The 19,317-nt window shown below is 41.4% G+C and carries 17 protein-coding genes; 7 read left to right on the plus strand and 10 right to left on the minus strand.

The annotated features are described in order from the left end of the window. Positions 1 to 9: 9 nt before the first annotated feature. From EZV76_RS12080 to EZV76_RS12100, 5 genes are all read right to left on the minus strand, one after another. The gene (locus tag EZV76_RS12080; RefSeq protein WP_136566818.1) at positions 10 to 2,661 is read right to left on the minus strand and encodes a TonB-dependent receptor; all 2,652 of its coding nucleotides are present in this window, start codon (positions 2,659 to 2,661) and stop codon (positions 10 to 12) included. Next, positions 2,658 to 3,173, minus strand: a complete 516-nt coding sequence (locus EZV76_RS12085; protein ID WP_136566819.1) for a DoxX family membrane protein — start codon at positions 3,171 to 3,173, stop codon at positions 2,658 to 2,660. The genes EZV76_RS12080 and EZV76_RS12085 overlap by 4 nt, the downstream gene beginning before the upstream one ends. A gap of 8 nt (positions 3,174 to 3,181) precedes the next feature. Continuing rightward, complete coding sequence (locus EZV76_RS12090) at positions 3,182 to 4,327, minus strand: hypothetical protein (RefSeq protein ID WP_136566820.1); 1,146 nt, start codon at positions 4,325 to 4,327, stop codon at positions 3,182 to 3,184. 220 nt (positions 4,328 to 4,547) lie between these two features. After that, a complete protein-coding gene (locus EZV76_RS12095) occupies positions 4,548 to 5,162 on the minus strand; it encodes a trimeric intracellular cation channel family protein (RefSeq protein WP_136566821.1) in 615 nt (204 codons plus the stop codon). Positions 5,163 to 5,164: 2 nt separating this feature from the next. Further along, entirely contained in the window at positions 5,165 to 5,881 is a 717-nt protein-coding gene (locus EZV76_RS12100; protein WP_136566822.1) for an RDD family protein, read from the minus strand. A 35-nt stretch (positions 5,882 to 5,916) separates the two neighbouring features. Here EZV76_RS12100 and EZV76_RS12105 point away from each other — a divergent pair, with 35 nt between their 5' ends. From EZV76_RS12105 to EZV76_RS12130, 6 genes are read left to right on the plus strand one after another with little or no spacing between them, the layout of a single operon-like run. Next, positions 5,917 to 6,894, plus strand: coding sequence for a stage II sporulation protein M (locus EZV76_RS12105; protein ID WP_136566823.1), 978 nt, complete (start codon positions 5,917 to 5,919; stop codon positions 6,892 to 6,894). Beyond that, complete coding sequence (locus EZV76_RS12110) at positions 6,872 to 7,759, plus strand: hypothetical protein (protein WP_136566824.1); 888 nt, start codon at positions 6,872 to 6,874, stop codon at positions 7,757 to 7,759. Before EZV76_RS12105 ends, EZV76_RS12110 begins: the two co-directional genes overlap by 23 nt. Then, a complete protein-coding gene (locus tag EZV76_RS12115; RefSeq protein WP_136566825.1) occupies positions 7,760 to 8,497 on the plus strand; it encodes a DUF4129 domain-containing protein in 738 nt (245 codons plus the stop codon). It abuts the gene before it with no gap. Continuing rightward, positions 8,490 to 9,698, plus strand: a complete 1,209-nt coding sequence (locus tag EZV76_RS12120; RefSeq protein WP_136566826.1) for a DUF4350 domain-containing protein — start codon at positions 8,490 to 8,492, stop codon at positions 9,696 to 9,698. Before EZV76_RS12115 ends, EZV76_RS12120 begins: the two co-directional genes overlap by 8 nt. Next, the gene (locus EZV76_RS12125; protein ID WP_136566827.1) at positions 9,688 to 10,671 is read left to right on the plus strand and encodes an AAA family ATPase; all 984 of its coding nucleotides are present in this window, start codon (positions 9,688 to 9,690) and stop codon (positions 10,669 to 10,671) included. Before EZV76_RS12120 ends, EZV76_RS12125 begins: the two co-directional genes overlap by 11 nt. 2 nt (positions 10,672 to 10,673) lie before the next feature. Beyond that, the gene (locus EZV76_RS12130) at positions 10,674 to 12,005 is read left to right on the plus strand and encodes a DUF58 domain-containing protein (RefSeq protein WP_136566828.1); all 1,332 of its coding nucleotides are present in this window, start codon (positions 10,674 to 10,676) and stop codon (positions 12,003 to 12,005) included. Here EZV76_RS12130 and EZV76_RS12135 read toward each other — a convergent pair. The 4 genes from EZV76_RS12135 to mnmA are packed head-to-tail and all read right to left on the minus strand — an operon-like array spanning position 12,002 to position 14,969. Beyond that, complete coding sequence (locus EZV76_RS12135; protein ID WP_136566829.1) at positions 12,002 to 12,487, minus strand: hypothetical protein; 486 nt, start codon at positions 12,485 to 12,487, stop codon at positions 12,002 to 12,004. The genes EZV76_RS12130 and EZV76_RS12135 overlap by 4 nt on opposite strands. A 45-nt stretch (positions 12,488 to 12,532) precedes the next feature. Continuing rightward, positions 12,533 to 13,474, minus strand: coding sequence for an NAD(P)H-dependent flavin oxidoreductase (locus EZV76_RS12140; RefSeq protein WP_136566830.1), 942 nt, complete (start codon positions 13,472 to 13,474; stop codon positions 12,533 to 12,535). Beyond that, entirely contained in the window at positions 13,475 to 13,762 is a 288-nt protein-coding gene (locus EZV76_RS12145) for a hypothetical protein (protein WP_136566831.1), read from the minus strand. It lies immediately after the preceding gene. 16 nt (positions 13,763 to 13,778) lie between these two features. Next, complete coding sequence (gene mnmA, locus EZV76_RS12150; protein ID WP_136566832.1) at positions 13,779 to 14,969, minus strand: tRNA 2-thiouridine(34) synthase MnmA; 1,191 nt, start codon at positions 14,967 to 14,969, stop codon at positions 13,779 to 13,781. 200 nt (positions 14,970 to 15,169) lie between these two features. Between mnmA and EZV76_RS12155 the strand changes: the two genes are divergently transcribed. Continuing rightward, on the plus strand, positions 15,170 to 17,041 hold the full coding sequence (locus EZV76_RS12155) for a fasciclin domain-containing protein (RefSeq protein WP_136566833.1): 1,872 nt from the start codon (positions 15,170 to 15,172) through the stop codon (positions 17,039 to 17,041). Positions 17,042 to 17,382: 341 nt separating this feature from the next. Here EZV76_RS12155 and yidC read toward each other — a convergent pair whose 3' ends face one another. After that, a complete protein-coding gene (yidC, locus tag EZV76_RS12160; RefSeq protein WP_136566834.1) occupies positions 17,383 to 19,254 on the minus strand; it encodes a membrane protein insertase YidC in 1,872 nt (623 codons plus the stop codon). Between the last annotated feature and the right edge of the window lie 63 nt (positions 19,255 to 19,317).

Genomic DNA, 19,317 nt, shown 5'->3' on the forward strand with positions numbered 1-19,317 from the left:
AGGCAAGGCTTATATTTTTAGGTTTATTCCGAATATAATCTGCCTGAACCCACCTGCAAAAATTCCTGAAGTGGCCCTGTTCAAACGTGATGCCCGATACACTCGATCCGTTATGTTCTTTCCGTTCACAAAAACTGTGGCGTCCGTTTTATCACCTATCTTAAAATCGTAGTTGACAAAGGCATCCACTGTGGTAAACGACGGCAATTTTCCTATGGCGCCATCTGCCGATTCCCACTCAAAGTTGTGGAACTCGGTAAATTGTTCGCCCACATAATGCATATTGACACCGCTTGACCATCCTTTCCAATCGTGATTCAGACCGATGCTCATGTTTATTTTGGGCGTGTAGGGTGCCTCAGCATTTGTAATGCCTCCGTCCCCAAAGGTGATAATACTCTTGGTAATGTTCGGAAAATCCGAAGCGTCCAAAGTCTCATCCGTTAACAAAGTATCTCCTCCTCCATTATCGGCATAGACCTCATAGGCATTGCGGTTTGCATTCACTTTTTGGATATATTCATTTTGGGTTGCCGTGCTATGCACCACTTGGGAGAAAAGATCCTTGTCCTCTAACCTACCTTCTTTTACCTTGGAATGCATGTAGGTAAGGTTTCCCAACAAATGGAGTTGATGCCCTCCATCGTTCAAAACTTCGGCATTAAAGGCCATTTCCACTCCTTGTACATTGATCTTACCCAACTCTTGAAACACCTCATTACGTCCCCCGGCATAAAAATTTCGACTGGCATTGTGGAAATAGGTCAATTGCCCATTGATACAATTATCAAAGAGACTGCCACGCCATCCCACTTCCTTGTTCCAACTTAATTCTGGGTCAATGTTTATACTTTGTCCTTCAAGAGGATTGGTCACCACACCATCCTGTTCCACCAAAAAACCAAATACTTTGGACGGAGCGATCATCCCCTTATAAATACTCCAAAAGAATTCTCCATTCTTATATTCATGATTGATAGTGATTCCTGGTAAAAACTGATCATACACATTGGGTTCCCTACCCTCAGTTGTGCCTTGAATAGTTGGATCCTGGGCTTGGGCAATCAAATCCTGACGATACATATCCACATGCTCAAAACGCAAAATGGGAATAACCCCTATTTTGCCAATAGCAAACTCATTACGCACATAACCATTAGCTGACCATAATCGATACCAAAGGTCTTTGGTTACTGTACCATAGCGTGCCCAACGGGTGTTATCAGCCTCCAAGAACACATCTTTAAAGGTTTCCCTGTGCAGGTTGATACTAGCTTCAAAATGACTTGGGGCATTGAATGCTTCCCATACTGTCTTGAAGGTTTCCTTAACTCCGGACACCCTGTAGATCCAACGACTATCGGTAGTACTTTCCAATCCGTTCGCTACACGGCCCACAATAACATAATCCTCATCATCAAAAGATTTTCCGTTTAGATAGCCATATCGTTGGTTAAAAATATCTGAGCCTACATAAGCCTGTACTTCAGAGGCCCTAACCTTGGTCGTGACCTGTCGCCACCAATCCCTTTCAAAATCGGAAGCATACACCTTGGTCGTGAAACTGGTCTTCTCTGTGGGCAACCATTTGTGGATGATATCTACCCCATAACGTCTCATAGTGAACTGATCGGCATCCAAAGGATTTTGTTCGGGGTCGGTTTCAAAAGTAAATGGGGTTTGGGAACTCAAAGACGCTTGGTTGTCCTCAAACTGTCCGCTCACCTTAAAATACAGGGATTGATTTTCGGATAATTTGGCAAAGATCTTGGCATTCAAGTTCAATATCTCCATAGAGGAATTGTCCGTGAATCCATCAAACTTCTTATAAACACCTTCCACCAGTCCACCAATATTGTTCCAAGTGCCTCCGTAGGAGAACAATCCTGATGTATAATTGCGCTGACCTCCCGTGAGCTTTAACCTCAATGTAGGCTTTTGGGGTGGCAGTGCCGTGATATAGTTCACAGCACCGTACATATTATTAGGTCCGTATTTAAGCATGTCTGCCCCCTTGTACACTTCTATGGAAGCGATTCGGTCACTCACAGGATTGTAGTAGGCCCCTGGAGCTATGTAAGGTGCCGGTGCAGATGGCGTACCATCCTCCATAAGCAATATCTTTTTTGATCTTCGCCCCCATGATCCCCTAATACTAATGTTGGGCCTGTTGGATAAGCCCATATCTCCAACAATATTGACTCCGGGAATGGTACGCAATACCTCTTCCGTACTCAATGGGTTGATCCTTTTTAATACAACCGGATTGATCCTAAAATTACTGCCCTTAAACTCTTTTTTGAAGCTTTGTGGCGAAGCGCTCACTATGACCTCATCCAATGTGGTATTGGCCCTGTTCAGCTCCAAGGTTCCCAAATCAGGGTTGGAAGAAGTTATTGTAATCTGCTTTTCTTCATATCCCAAATACTTTATCAGGACGCTTTGTGTTTCCGTATTGACATTGAATTCGAAGAATCCGGTCTCGTTGGTCACACCTCCCAATTGACCATTCTGCAAAATAATTTGAGCCCCGATTAAGGGTTGTAAGTCAGTAGCATCGACCACCCTGCCGCTGAGTTTGGTTTGCGAAAAAGATGAAATACTTATGAATAGAAAGCATAGGAGGGTTCCCAAAAAATGGGATTGCCTTTGTTGCATCATTTACTTTTTTTCAGATTTTTTTGATGGGTCCTTTCACCAATCACTCCCAATCTGTTTAAATCAACCAGTGATAGAATTGGATACTTGAGCTTGAGCTTGTTTTTGATATTCTCCGCACTAAAATCAACAAGATTTAAAAGTGCCGCTATAATGATGAGATTCTTAAAAATGTACTGGCCAACCAACGTTAAATAAAGTGGCCCTTCCCCAAACGCCTGTTCAGGAAAAAAAAGCAAAGGTGCAAAGGTGAATACCATATGCACTAAGGCCAATACAGCCATAGTTCTGCGCCATAGGTTAAAAATTAGGAATACCCCGATAGTTGTTTCCCAAAGGGCCAACAACACTATGGACACTGTATCTGGAATAAGTCCAAACGTAAGCATATGAATGGTACTCTTGGCCAAGCCTTCGGCCGGGCTTAGATCTGGAAAAAACTTCAATGCTCCAAACCACAGATATACTACCCCAATTGAAACCGCCAGGATATTGTGCTTTGTGCTCAGCTTCATAAGATCCCTTAGTTTTTGAATTCGTTCATCAAGGCAGGATCTACCTTTACTTTTTTGTTGGCAAACCGATAGGATACTCCAACATTGATCAAATAGTCTGCAAAAGCGGCATCCCCGTTCCTTGGATTTCCAGTATTCTCCTCAGTTTGTTTGTCGGTCACACTTTGGGGACGATCTCTCCGCACCGCGAAGGGCACATTCAGGTTCAATGAGAAATTATCTTTCATAAAAGCAATTCCTGGATCAATGGAAAGTACGTTCCCCGGTCTTCTAAACCCTTCATTACCCCCGATAAGATCCTTTACAGGTACACCTTCATATCGTGCCCCCAATGAACCGGAAATGGTATTGGAAAAGCTATGGCTCACCCCAGCTCGTATCGAGAATTGGTCCGGAACGGCCATGATGGCCTCATTTTCAAGAATGGGGCTCAAGGTTTCCCGAAACGTTCTGGTTCCGTTGGTTTCTCTAGGGTTGAGCAAATAAAATCCTCCACCATAGGCAAAAAACTTTTCGGCTATCTTTTGGTAAAATTGAAAATCCAAGGTAATCCCAAAACCACCATCACCGGGTTGAATACTTTGATCTACTGGTCTTACTTGTGGACTTCCTTCCGGGCCTACATTATAGAATATATCCGAAGCATTGTAATTTCCTGTGGGCAATTTTACACCCAGTCCCAGGGCCAAGTTTCCGTTTTGGTGCTTTTCCAAATCGAACAACCAATAGCCCACTCCAACCCTAATATCGGCAAGACCCCTAGAATATGTGGTGTTCCTTTCATCCCTGCCGTGTTCATATAATGAGGAACGTGTATTGATTACTGTTGGGATGGTGATGCTAGTGTATAATCTATCCGTTATACCATAGGTAAGGAAAAAATCCCATGAATGGGAATGGTTGATCACTTCGGTTTCGTTGGATACCCTATCTGGTTCTTCTTCTGTACCCCTGAAATGCCTAAAGGATTTAAAATATCTGTAGTTACTCCCTATTTGGATATCGCCGGGCCCGAGCAAATTATTTTCCAAGGTGTTGCCCACGCATGACGAAAAGTGCCGAATGGCTACACATCCTTGTGCTTGGATTTCTTCAGCACTAAAAAAAAGAACAACCATACTGCATATGGCAAAAAATATGTTTTGAGGTTTCATGATGGTGTTTGATTGATTGGTTCAAAAGGCCGACCAAAAGAGGACGGCCTTGAAATTATTTATAAAGACAGCTAAACTTGGAGCCAAAGTAGGGCTATATCCTATACAAGAAGATTAATGCCAATGTAAAAAAGGTTAACAAAGGATTAATCACATTAAGCAAAGACTAATACAAATTAGGATAGGCTTTTCATCCCAAATGAAACTATGACATATTGAATCAAGCTTCTTTGTTATAGATATTGGGCAACCGAATATCAAACCGTACTGCCAATAACCTAAGGGAAATCACCACAAAAATTGCGGCGATGTAGGCATAACTCTCGGGAATGGATAATCGGGTAAATAGAAAGTAACTTGCCCCACCCAAAATACAGGTAGTGGCATATATTTCCTTTCTTCTGAAAATTATGGGAATCTCATTACAGAGCATATCCCGGATAACACCACCAAAACAGGCTGTCATGGTGCCCAAGGCTATACACATTACGGGTAATAATTCTGCTTGTAATCCCTTTTCTATGCCCAGCATAGTGTAGAGTCCAATCCCAATGGTATCAAACAAAAACAGAGATCGTCTTAAATATTTGAGTTGGTTCACAAAAATAATGGCCAATACCACGGTAATGAATATGGTTGAAACATAGGTAAGGTCCCGCATCCATACAACCGGGGTATTACCAATAAGAAGATCCCGAAGGGTACCACCGCCAATTGACGTTACAAATGCAATAATGAGTACCCCAAAAAGGTCCAATTTCTTCTCCATGGCCACTAAAACCCCTGAAATGGCAAAGGCCACTGTTCCCAAGATATCTATTACCTGATAAAACATGCTTACATTTTTTGGGTATAGTAGTTATAATCCTTGATTACGACATCCACAAATTCCAATGGCCTCAAATTGGTTTGGATTTCGGTCACTTCCTTTATTCTTTTGTCCAAAGAAACTATAACATTATGATCTCCGTTCCATTTGGCCTTATCGTACAGTTCTTTAATGGTTTGCATTTCATTATCCTTGAAAACAGTTACTTGCGGAAACCTGGGTTGGTAATCCTCTGGTAATTCGCGCAACAATGTATCCCGTAAAGATACTTTCCTCTTTTCGCTGATAACCGTTGTACCTGCCGCAATATCCCCAATGCGCTGTCCCTTTCCCCTGATCAGTATAGTAAGCACCGCCCCTCCTCCAGATGTAAGGCTTACATCGATTATTCGGAGTACCCATCGGATAAAATAATTGGCAAAGCTGGGCTTGGACCCATCCAATTTTACCACCCTCAAAGACATGATTCCCTTCCCCACGGTTTTACCATTGGAAAAGGTTTCAAAAAGCAGGTAATAGAGAAATGCCGGTAAAGAACATATTAAATAGAATGCCCATTGATCTTCAAAATCCAAATCCAACGAAGCCAACAAAATGAACACCAGTATAGTATAGACCACAATTACGAAACTGTCTATGATATAAGCCAACATCCGTTCCCCCAAGTTAGAGGTGTTTTGGTTGATGGTTATATTTTGGGCTGTTTCTATTTGAAATTGTTCCATATTTTAGTTTCTTTACTTACAAACCAAAAGATTTAATGCGAGAGGCCGCTTTTGTTAAGCAAAATAAGGATAAATGGGCCGCTTTTGAAAATGCCCTCAACAATAAAGGTCGGCTTCATCCTGATGAACTTTCGGATCTTTACATTGAGATTACGGACCATCTGAGCTACGCAAAGACTTTTTACCCTAACAGCAACACACAACTTTATCTTAATTCGCTTGCCTCGCAAGCGCATCAAAAAATCTATAAGACCAAACGGGAATCCAAGAATCGTATTGTAAGCTTTTGGAAAACTGAATTTCCGCACATGTTCCATAGCCATCATCGGGAACTGTTGATTTCTTTTCTGGTATTTGCCTTTTTTGTGGTGGTAGGTGCTTTTTCATCGGCCAATGAAGGTAATTTTGTTCGCTCTATTTTGGGAAATGGTTATGTGAACATGACCTTGGAAAATATAGAAAAGGGGGATCCCATGGCCGTATACAAACAGCAGGGAGAATTTAATATGTTTTTAGGGATTACCATCAACAACATAAAAGTTGCCATTTATGCGTTTGCCTTTGGAATATTTTTGGGAGTAGGCACCCTTATGATTTTACTCCAAAATGGAATAATGTTGGGAAGTTTTCAATATTTCTTTTATGAAAAAGGGCTGTTATGGGAGTCTGCTAGGACCATATGGATCCATGGTACCATAGAAATAGCGGTCATTATCATTGCCGGATGCGCTGGATTGGTTCTGGCCAATGGGATTCTTTTTCCTGGAACCTATACCCGCTTGGAGTCCTTTAAAAGAGGGGTGAAAAATGGACTTAAAATTATGATCAGCACGGTTCCATTTTTTATTGTTGCCGGCTTTTTGGAAGGCTTTGTAACCCGCCATACCGAGATGCCCGATTGGCTGGCCATCCTGATTATTCTTAGCTCTTTGGGGTTGATTATTTACTATTACATTGTATATCCATACCAAATCAAAAGAAAAATAGCTTATGCAGACAAACAACTACATTGAGTTCAAAAAACAACGCGAATTGGGAGAAATCCTCTCCGATTCGTTCAGTTTTATCAGAAGCCAATTCAAGCCCTTTTTTGGAACCATTCTAAAAATAGTGGGGCCTTACTTATTGGTAATGTTGATTTCCATGGGGTTTTATCTGTACACCATTGGTGATATTTTCAATATCACGGCCATAGGTAATGGCGCCATGGACACACTATCCCCTTTTATAATGGTCATTGCCATTTTGGCCTTGCTGCTAAGTTCCATTGCTGCTTATGTATTGGCTCAGGGAACGGTTTTACATTACATCAAATCATACATAGATCATAGGGGCGAACCTGTTTATGAAGAAATCAAGCAGCAAGTATACAGTTCATTTTGGTCCTTGATCGGATTGGGTATTTTGGTGGGACTCTCTGTTGGTGTCGGGTTTATATTTTGCCTTATTCCAGGGATTTACTTGGCGGTTCCCCTATGCCTCTCTTTTGCAATTCTCGTATTCTTAAAAAAAGATGCCATGGATTCCTACCAATATAGTTTTACCCTTGTAAAAGAAAATTGGTGGATCACATTTGCCACTTTAATGGTCGTTTATATTATTGTGGCGGTTGCCTCCTATGCGTTTACTTTGCCATCCGTGATCTATATGTGGATTAAAATGGGGGTCTTTTCAGGTGAAATGGATGCAGAAAACCTGAATATCTTCAACGATCCCGTATACCTAATCCTAAATGTTTTGGGGACTATGGTTCAGTTCCTTATGAACATCATATTTTTGGTGACCACTTGTCTTATCTTTTTCAATCTCAACGAAAAGAAAAATTTTACGGGCACCTACGAGCGTATTGAAAATCTTGGTAAATCTACTGAGGACTAAATGCAACAAAAGTGGCTTTTCGCTTTATTCCTGTTTTCTTGGACAATTGGTTTTGCCCAAAACGATTCCATTGTAAAATTTGATGATTCCAGCAGACAGCCCGTTGCGGTTTCGCAAGAAGAAATTGATGCTTATTTGACGGATAGTGCTTTTGATTATGAGGTAGTGCAGCAAGAAGAAATTGGATGGTGGAACGATATCACCAACTGGTTTTACAATGTCCTCATACAATTTTTCGAATGGCTTTTTGGGGTGGAAAGTGCCGTGGGTTACTTGGCCATATTCCTAAGAATATTGCCATATATCTTGTTGGCCATTTTTTTGTACCTCATCATTCGCTTTTTCCTAAAGGTAAATGTCCGTTCCCTTATCCATAACGAGAAAAATCCCAACACGGTGGTTTTGTCGGAAGAGGAACGCATCATAAAAACAGAGGATATTCAGCAATTGATCAAAAATGCACTTGCAGAGAACAATTACCGCCTTGCCATACGGTATTATTATCTCTTCATTCTAAAATTACTGTCTGAACGTGAACTGATAGATTGGCAGCGTCAGAAAACTAATGACGACTACAGCAATGAGCTCTCCAACAGCCCTTTAAAGGATCATTTCAACAAAGCCACATGGCTGTATGATTATATTTGGTATGGCGAATTCAACATAGACCAAGAGCACTATACCAAGGCAGAGACTGTATTTGCTTCTTTAAAAAAATCAATTCTGGGGAATGCTTAAAAAGGGATGGATTTACATAGCAATCGGTGTTCTGGCCATAGCAGGTATTTTACTCTTGGAGTACAATAAACCCAAGCAGGTAAATTGGTTTCCATCTTTTGTATCCCACCATAAAATCCCTTATGGGACCTATGTCCTGAACGATTTGATGGAAAAAAAATTTCCCGTACAACAGGTCCATGTACCCCCTTTTGAGTTCCTAATTCGAAACGATTCTATAAAAGGCACCTATTTTTTTGTAAATGAAACTGTAAACTTTGAGGAGGCAGAACTGAACGCTCTCTTGGACTGGGCAGATCGTGGAAACACCCTGTTCATTGCTTCCGATAGCTTCGAGGAGCGACTTATGGACACTCTTCATCTAGAGCAGACCAACCTTTATAACAATGGTCAGTTAAAACCTGCTTTCTTTTATGAACTGGTAAATGCCAACCTTGGCAAAAAGGCTATTTCTTTTGAAAAAGACTACTACACCTCATATTTTGATAAGCTTGATACCCTACAAACCATTGTTTTGGGACAAGTTTACGAGCAAGCGGACAGCACACGTGCCATCAGTAAAAATGTGAATGTAATTCAACAAACCTTTGGCCAGGGCAAGATTATATTATCCAGTTTTCCCAAGGCCTTTACCAATTATTTCATCCTAAAGGATGACAATAGGGAATATACCGCCGGGCTTTTGTCTTATTTGGATGTCAATGGACAGGTTTATATGGACAACTTTCACAAATCGGGAAAATCTTTTTACACTTCCCCCATGTATCTTTTCTTGAATACCAAAGAGTTAAAATGGGCTTATTATTTGGCACTTATCGGCGCCCTTATTTATGTGATTTTTGAAGGAAAACGAAAACAAAGGGCCATTCCAGTGGTAACCCCTTTGAAAAACCAGACCCTGGCATTTACTAGAACCATTGCCGATATGTACTATGAAAATGGGGAACAAGATCTTATAACCAAACATAAAATAGCTTATTTTCTGGAGTATATACGTACCAGATTACACATGCCCACAACGGAAAGGAATGACGAATTTTTACGAACCTTGGCGCTGCGAAGCAACAACTCCATAGAGGATATCAGGGAATTGTTTGGATTGATTGACAAATTGGAAACAAAAAATGGGATTACCAATACAGAATTGGAAAACCTGAACCATAAAATAGAAGCATTTAAAGCAAAAATTGATGGAAAATAACGATTTAAACTTTGACAATAGAGTACCCCTTGAAGAGCTCCGCAACACCGTAGGGCAAATAAAACAGGAACTCTCCACCGTAATTGTGGGGCAAAAAGATTTTATTGAACTGCTCATTGTTTCGGTTTTGGCAGATGGCCATGCTTTGATTGAAGGTGTGCCCGGGATTGCAAAGACCATTACCGCCAAACTCTTCGCAAAAACCTTAAAGACCAACTTTAGCCGTATTCAATTTACGCCAGACCTAATGCCCAGTGACATTTTGGGCACCTCGGTGTTCAATGTAAAAACGTCTGAGTTTGAATTCAAGAAAGGACCAATATTTTCCAATGTCGTTCTTATTGATGAAATCAACAGAGCTCCTGCAAAAACCCAAGCGGCCCTGTTCGAAACCATGGAAGAAAGGCAGGCTACCATCGACGGCACCACCTATACTATGGTAGAGCCCTTCATAGTATTGGCTACTCAAAACCCTATAGAGCAAGAGGGCACCTATGCACTTCCCGAGGCACAATTGGACCGTTTCTTATTTAAAATCAAGGTAGACTATCCCAGTGCTGAAGAGGAAGTTTTAATCTTAAAGACCCATCATGAGCGAAAAGGAGAAAAGCCCCAAGACCAAATCAAGGCGGTTTTAACCCCTAAAAAACTAGCCGAGTTTAAAAAGAACATCCATGAAGTTGTCGTGGAACAAAAGATCATGGATTACATAGCACAAATCATTACCAATACAAGAAATCACCCGCATTTGTACCTTGGTGCCTCACCAAGAGCTTCCATTGCTACGCTTACCGCCGCCAAAGCCTTTGCAGCCATATCGGGCCGAGATTTTGTAATTCCGGAAGATGTCAAAAAAGCCTTGGTTCCCGTACTTAACCATAGAGTAATCTTAACCCCTGAACGGGAAATGGAGGGAATGACCACGGAGAATGTGGTAAACATGATTATGGAATCTGTTGAAATTCCACGTTAGCCATGCGATTTCTGAAATCGTTCTACATACACAATAAATTCTTCTGGTACATAGCCCTACTGGCGGCTGGTTTTGTAATCTCTTACTGGATGCCAGTTTTGTATCCCATTATCTGGGTATTGGTGTTCGTATTGATGACTCTTTTCCTGTTGGACATCTACCTTTTGTACAACACGGCCCAAGCCGTAAAGGCTGAACGCGGTCTACCCCAAAAACTATCAAATAGCGATAACAACCTACTTTCAATTCGACTGGATTCCAAATACCCTTTCAAAATTGAAGTCTCTATTATTGATGAGCTACCCAATCAATTCCAAAAAAGGGATTTTGAGCACAAAACCCAATTGGTAAAAGCAAAACCCTACATCTTTGAATATATGGTAAGGCCCGTGGAGCGTGGCGAATATATTTTTGGGAACCTCAACGTATACGCTTCAACCTCCTTGGGAATCATAAAACGAAGATTTGTATTCCTAAAGAATCAAATGGTACCGGTTTACCCCTCCATCATACAAATGCAACAGTACGATTTTTTGGCTTCCAGTAACCATCTAACGGAATTTGGATTAAAAAAAATCAGACGAATAGGGCATACACAGGAATTTGAGCAAATAAAGGAATATATAAAAGGTGATGATATCCGTACCATCAATTGGAAAGCTACCGCAAAGAAAAATCAGTTAATGGTAAACCAATATCAAGATGAGCGTTCACAACCCATTTATTCCATCATAGACACTGGAAGGGTCATGAAGATGCCCTTTAATGGTCTTAGCCTTTTGGATTACGCCATCAATTCCTCTTTGGCTTTTTCCAACGTGGCCTTAAAGCGTAATGACAAAACGGGTTTGCTTACATTTTCCAAAAACATTGAAACCTTTGTCCCTGCTGTCCAGAAAATTACCCACCTCAATACCATTTTGGAGAGTTTGTACAACATTTCAACGGCTTTCTCCGATTCAGATTTTGGATTGCTCTATGCCCAGGTCAAAAGAAAAATAAACCAAAGAAGCCTACTCCTACTTTACACTAATTTTGAACACATATCAGCCTTGAAAAGGCAATTGCCCTATTTGGCGGCCATTGCCAAAAAACATGTATTGGTGGTCATTTTCTTTGAAAACACCGAATTGGAATCTTTAATTGCCACTGATGCTGAAAACCTTCAGGCCATTTATCATAAAACCATTGCAGAAAAATTTTCTTTGGAAAAAAGGCTTATGCAACGGGAGCTTCAACAACATGGTATCCAAACCATTTTGACCAAACCGGAAAGCTTGACCATCAACACCATCAACAAATATTTGGAGATAAAAGCGAGGGGATTGATCTAGTAGGAAACTTTACTTTCCAAAAAATCTGGTGAGAGTACCAGTGAATTTAGTGACAGTGGCATAGATTGTAGAGCCAGAGTCCTAGACTTCTTTTTGAAAACCTGAAAAGATGTTTTTTCCAATTCTACAGCTGCATAACTGCCCCGAAGTCTTCTCTTATCCCTTTTCTTTGAAACCAAATCAATGGTAATGCCCACGGTTACTCCTCCAAGAATAGTGGCCGCCAAATCATCATTATCCCATCCATTCCCGTCCTGCCCGGAATCCACAGCTTCCTTGGCAACACCGATTAAGGTACTACTGGCAACTGCTCCTACAAAAGTCCATACACGGTTACCTTCAGAAATATTTTTTGCGATACCAGCTCCGGCCAGACCAAATAGGCCGCCACCTAAAAAGTGAAGTGCTTTATCCCGCTCAATTTGGCCATAACCATTAGAGACGAGCATAAAAAAGACCAATGTGGGGATTAGTGTTCTCATGCGGGGTAAATGTATGAAAAGTTGCGGATTTATGCCGTTAAACTACTAATACTCTTGCGTAAAATGTTTGGCCTCGTTGAATTCCCTAACGATTTCTTCCATAATCTGGGCTGCTGGCTTAATATCATGTATTAAACCTGATACTTGCCCAATTTCCAATTCGCCTTCTTCCACATCTCCTTCAAACATGCCTCGTTTGGCCCTTGCCCTACCCAATAAAGCTTTAAGTTCGGTAACCGAAGCTCCTTGGGCATACGCTTCTTGAACATCTTGGTAAAACTTGTTCTTCAACAGTCTCACAGGAGCTAACTCCTTTAAGGTCAATTGGGTGTCTCCTTCTTGGGCCTTTACGACCCATTCCTTGAAAAGTTGATGGGAAGATGCCTCTGGACTGGCTACAAAACGACTTCCGATTTGAACACCATCAGCCCCTAAAATCATAGCTGCGAGCATTGCTCTTCCACTGGCAATTCCGCCTGCGGCAATCAGCGGGATTTCTATTTTTTCCTTCACCGAAGGAATCAAAACCATGGTTGTGGTCTCGTCCCTTCCATTATGCCCTCCCGCCTCAAAACCTTCAGCCACTATGGCGTCCACTCCAGCTTCTTGGGCTTTCAACGCAAACTTTACACTACTTACCACATGTACCACGGTTATCCCTTTCTCTTTGAGAAAACTAGTCCATGTCTTGGGATTTCCTGCAGAAGTGAAGACGATTTTCACCCCGCCGTCCACAATAATCTGCATTAACTTGTCTATATCGGGATAGAGCATGGGAACATTGACCCCAAACGGTTTATCCGTTGCCTGCTTGCACTTTTCAATATGCTCTTCCAAAACATCGGGATACATGCTGCCAGCGCCCAAGAGCCCCAAACCACCAGCATTGGAAACCGCAGAGGCCAAGCGCCATCCACTCGCCCAAATCATTCCTGCTTGGATAATGGGATATTCAATTCCGAAAAGTTCAGTGATTCTATTGCGCATTTATAATCTATCAAAAAAAAGCATTGTTGACACATAAGCCATAAAAACTACTCCTGCCAGAGTAATAATCCAATTCCACTCATTTGCAAAAATGCGTGTCAACAAATAAATTATGATTGTAAAAACTCCTATCAGACCAGGAAAAAAAAGATTAGCCAGTCCACCTAATCCCGCTCTATCAAGGTCCGGTGCGGACATGGCAAAAACTGTAAAAACAAAAATCGAAGTACACACTATACCAATATTCCACCATACATCTTCTAGTATACTTTTCAATTTAGGATTCATTCAATCATTTTTTTGATTATGATATCACTCCCGACCCCACTAGTTCATCGTTGATGTACCAAGCCACAAACTGGCCTTCGGTTATAGCGGATTGTTTTTCTTCAAAATCCACATACAATCCTGTATTGGTTTTGTACAAGGTGGCTTTCTGCAAAGGTTGTCTGTACCGTATTCGTGCCATGACCTGCATGGTCCCGTCCACATCCAAGGCCAAATCGGGGCGTACCCAGTGTAATTCGTCCTCTTTTACAAACAAAGTATGACGGTACAATCCGGGATGGGATTTCCCCTGTCCGGTATAAATGATATTTTTATCCACATCGGTTTCAATAACAAACAAAGGTTCCTTGGTACCCCCTACATTAAGCCCTTTTCGTTGACCAATGGTAAAATAATGTGCGCCTTGGTGCTGGCCCACAACTTTTCCATCTGCTTCTGAGTAAACGGGTTTTTCGGCATTGAAGGCCAGTTCTTCCTGTTTGTTCTTAAAATTGGGAACAGAAACCGAAAATTGGGATGCGGTTTGGGGCACTTCAACAATGACACCTGCTTTAGGCTTTAATTTTTGTTGAAGAAATTCCGGCAAATGCACTTTTCCAATAAAACACAATCCTTGTGAATCTTTCTTATCCGCAGTGATCAAATCATTTTCAGTGGCTATCTGTCGAACTTCTGGTTTGGTAAGCTCGCCAATGGGAAACAGTGTTTTTGAGAGTTGCTCCTGAGAAAGCTGACATAAAAAATACGATTGGTCCTTATTAGTATCCTTTCCTGCCAAAAGTTGATACGTTTCAGAGCCATCTTCGTTTATAATGGTTCCTTTGCGACAATAGTGACCCGTGGCCACATAATCTGCACCTAGTTGCAAGGCAATTTTTAGAAAAACATCAAACTTAATTTCCCTGTTGCACAAAACATCTGGATTCGGGGTCCTTCCTTTTTCGTATTCATTGAACATATAATCCACAATACGCTCTTTATACTCGGCACTTAAATCCACTGTCTGAAATGGTATTCCCAGTTTTTCGGCTACAATAAGCGCATCATTGCTATCCTCAACCCAAGGACATTCTTCGGATATGATTACGGAATCATCTACCCAATTCTTCATAAAAAGTCCAATGACCTCGTACCCTTGCTCCTTCAACAAGTAAGCCGACACACTGGAATCCACTCCGCCCGAAAGTCCTATAACTACCTTTTTCATCACCTATAAATAAGATGCAAAATTACAAAATACCAATTAGTAAACCATGAAACAATCAGTAGCTAATTTCTATTAGAACTTACTGAAAATGATACCGATATATTTTTTTGTTAAACTTTTTGTAAAAATTTTTAAACACAATTAATTTATTTTGTTTAACTTTATATTAGTAACATTAAACACTTTTAAACAGCAATCCCATGAAAGCACTAATTAAATGTATTCGATTACCCTTGTTGATTTTTACATTATTGTTCGTGTCCTGTTCGGACGACGATAATGGAACGACCCCTCCTCCCGAGACTACGACAACCATTGTCGATGCCGCCCAAGCCACAGCAGAACTGAGCAGCTTGGTAAGTGCTCTACAAAAAGCCGATGAAAGTGCCAACAATAACTTGGTTAGTGCTTTAAGTGGCGAAGGGCCTTTCACGGTCTTTGCACCTACCAATGCTGCTTTTTCAGATTTGTTGACCCAATTGGATGGTTTTGATTCTTTGGACGATTTTAATTCTGAGCAACTTCAAGACTTGCTCGCTATAATTCTTACGTATCATGTAATTAGCGGAACGGCCGCCACGTCTTCCGATTTAAGTAACGGTCAAACCTTAACCACTTTGCAGGGTGCCACACTCACGGTAAGTACCGAAGGTGGTGTATTCATTGGTGACGCTACCGATACTCCCGCTCAAGTAACTACTGCCGATGTTACCACCAGCAATGGAGTGGTTCACATCATAGACAAGGTTCTTCTTCCACAAACCATTCTAGATGCATTGTCCGATATTCTTTTGGTTCCCATCACCGATTTGGCCATTGGAAATGAAAATCTTGAAAATCTTGTTGCCGCTCTAATTGCTGCGGATGGCGATCTACCGAATGCCTTGCGAGGCAATGGTCCATTCACTGTACTTGCCCCAACCGATGAGGCTTTTGAAACCTTCTTGGATGGTGCGTCTTTGGATGATGTTCCTGTTGAAGTACTTACCCAAATTTTATTAAACCATGTTATTGAAGGTGCTATCTACAGTACAGACCTCACAGGTCTTGGTTCTGGGTATACCTCAACATTGGCCAGAGGTGCACAAGATGCCAATATGAGTATCTTCTTTGATACTTCTGATGGAGTAACTTTCAACGGAGTTTCCTCTGTAGTGATTCCTGATGTAAAAGCGCTCAACGGTGTAGTACATGTAGTTGATGCGGTAATTGATCTGCCCAATATTGTAGATCATGCAGTAGCCAATCCCAACTTAACTTCTTTGGTAGCTGCCCTTACCGATGGAGGAAACACCACCTTCACAGATTTGCTGTCCAATGAAGAAGAGGAATTTACCGTTTTTGCACCAGTCAATGATGCGTTTGCAGCATTTACCAATCCCAATTCCAATGATTTGAATGCCATTCTATCCAATCATGTTGTGGTAGGTGCTTCGGCCTTCTCTTCCGGATTGACCAACTCGTATGTAAACACGGCTGCTGAATTTGACACTGACGAGAACCTAAGTTTGTATATCAATACAGATGATGGTGTTACCTTAAATGGTGTGAGCAACGTAGCCATTGCCGATATTGTGGCCACCAACGGGGTGATACATGCCGTAGATGCAGTTATTGACCTTCCAACAGTAGTAACTTTTGCCGTTGCAGACCCTAATTTCTCCACTTTGGTACAAGCCCTGACTGAGCTTACCCCAAGTGTTGATTTTGTTAGTGTACTATCTGCCCAAGGTGGGGCTGGCGATGATCCATTCACCGTATTTGCTCCAACCAATGATGCCTTTGCTGCTCTTGCGTCCATTCCAGCAGAAGGTGACTTAATTCCTATTTTGCAACATCACGTGGTTGCCGGCGCCAATGTACGCTCTGGAGATTTAACCGATGGTATCATGGCCACAACTCTGGAAGGGGATGATATTACCATTAATTTACCCGGAACCGGAGATAATATAGCCGATGTAACCGATGGTTCAGGAAATACAGGCATTGGTATTGATGCTGTTGATGTACAAGCCATAAACGGTGTAATCCATGTTTTGGACGGGGTACTTGTTCCCGATACCATGAATTAGCATATACAAGTAAGCTGATTACTACAAAAAAGCCCCCAAGGAATTCTTCTTGGGGGCTTTTTATCGATATACGTTTACCGTTCATCGATGACACATCAAAAGGGGTTCTTTTACCATACAAAAACACCCATTTTGACAACTATTAATTTTTTACCCAACAGTAATGCCGCATCTTTGAAGTCCCAAATCTTTCCAAACTATACCTGCAAATGGAAAACTCCCCCAAAGTTCTTGAGGGAGTTTTTTTATTTACTTCTATAACCTTTCGAAGGTCTTAAGGATTTTAAGCTTAAAAGGACATACCATTTATAGGTAACGTCAAGTGATAATTTTCATAGCTATTATCTTTTTCCGGTCCTTTTCTGCTCTTCGGCCTGTTCCATCATTTCGCGCATCTTGCGCTGGAACTTGTTTTCCTTTTTTGGTTTCTTTTTGTTTTCCTGAATCTGCGCGTGGATCTTGTCCTCGTCCAAGATGTAGTTCTTAATGGCCAACATGATAAAGATGGTAATCAGGTTGGAAATAAAGTAATACAAACTCAAACCACTGGCGTAGTTGTTGAAGAAGAACAGCATCATAATGGGAGACAGATACATGATAAATTTCATGTTGGGCATACCCGGTTGTTGTTGCATCTGCATGCTCTGTCCCGTAGTCATCATCATATAGAAAAAGATAGCCACAGATGCCAAAATTGGAAACAAACTCACGTGGTCACCATAAAATGGAATGGTGAACGGCAAATTGAAAATAGTATCGTAGGAAGAAAGATCTTCGGCCCACAAAAATGGCTTTTGACGCAACGCAAAAGAAGTTGGGAAAAACATGAACAAGGCATAGAAAATAGGCAACTGCATCAACGCTGGAATACAACCGCTCATTGGGCTCACTCCCGCCTTGTTGTACAGCTTCATGGTCTCTTGCTGCTTTTTCATGGCGTTGTCCTTGTACTTCTCGTTGATTTCTGTGATCTCAGGCTTCAACACTTTCATTTTAGCTTGTGAGAGATAGGATTTATAGGTAACAGGCGATAATGCCAAACGTACCAAAATGGTCATCACCACAATAGCGATCCCGAACGGAAGGAACGAGCTTAAGAAACCATAAAATGGTGTAAATATATATCGATTGATCCATCCAAAAATTCCCCAACCAAAGGGAATAGAGTCAGCCAAGCCCAAATCTTTATAATCATCCAATACTTTAACATCGGTGGGGCCATAATACCAATGCATGTTCTGCGACAGTTCTCCACCTTGCAGCTCTAGGGGTGCTTTGGTGCTGTATGCCTTAGTGAACATAACATCTTTGCCTTCTTCTTCCACTAGATTTTTGGAACTGAGTTCCGCAGTTTTAAAGTGGTTGTCCGAAGCCAAGATGGAGCTGAAGAAGTGTTGTCGATAAGAAAGCCATTTGATATCCTCTTCGGTTTCTTCATCCAAATCGCTACTCTCGGAAAGTTTACTGATCTTACCATCTTCATGGTTGTACGTCAAACGGGTATAGCGGTTCTCGTACTGTACACTTTTGTTGTGTCGTATTCCATTCATTTCCCAATTGAGGGTAATGGGCCTAGTGCTATTGATAACCCCATTTAACCCTTGGGAACGAATGGTAAAATCCACCAAATAATCATTGGGCTTCATTTCATATCGGTATTCCAAAAAACGATTGTCGGCCACCTTGGCCTTCATGGAAAGTACCTGATTGTCTCCATTTTTGGATAGTGAAGGCTCAAAATACAGGTCTGCCGTATTGAGCACCCTATTGTCATTGGCCGAAAAGTTGAGGGCAAAATTGGCGTTGCCATCCTTTACCAAGTAAACAGGGACGGAGTCGTAGGTGACAAAATTTTTAACCCTTGCCTCTATAATCTGACCACCTTTATTGGCCACCTCCAAGAAAAGTACTTCGTTCTCCAGTTTTGTGGTTCCTTCAGTAGCTTGGGTAAAGCCAAATGCCCCAACGGCGCTCTTGTAATTGGCAACCGCAGTGGAATCGTTTAAATCTACGCTCTGTGCTTGTTGTACCGGGGTTGGGGTTACCTCAACCTGTTCTTCCTGTTTTGCCGCAGCCTCAATCTTTTCTTGCTCTGCTTTCTGTGCTTCCAGCTCTTCTGGTGTAGGCTGATTCTGGTAAAACATAAAAATAAGTATCCCAAAAATCAGTACAAATCCAATAATGGAATTGATATCCAGCTTCTTTTCTTCCATGAAAATTATTTAGTAGAAATCTTCTTTATCGGTATTCAGCTCGCAAATATATGCCCAAAACCG

Source organism: Flagellimonas alvinocaridis, assembly GCF_004916895.1.
GTDB classification, from domain to species: Bacteria; Bacteroidota; Bacteroidia; order Flavobacteriales; family Flavobacteriaceae; genus Flagellimonas; species Flagellimonas alvinocaridis.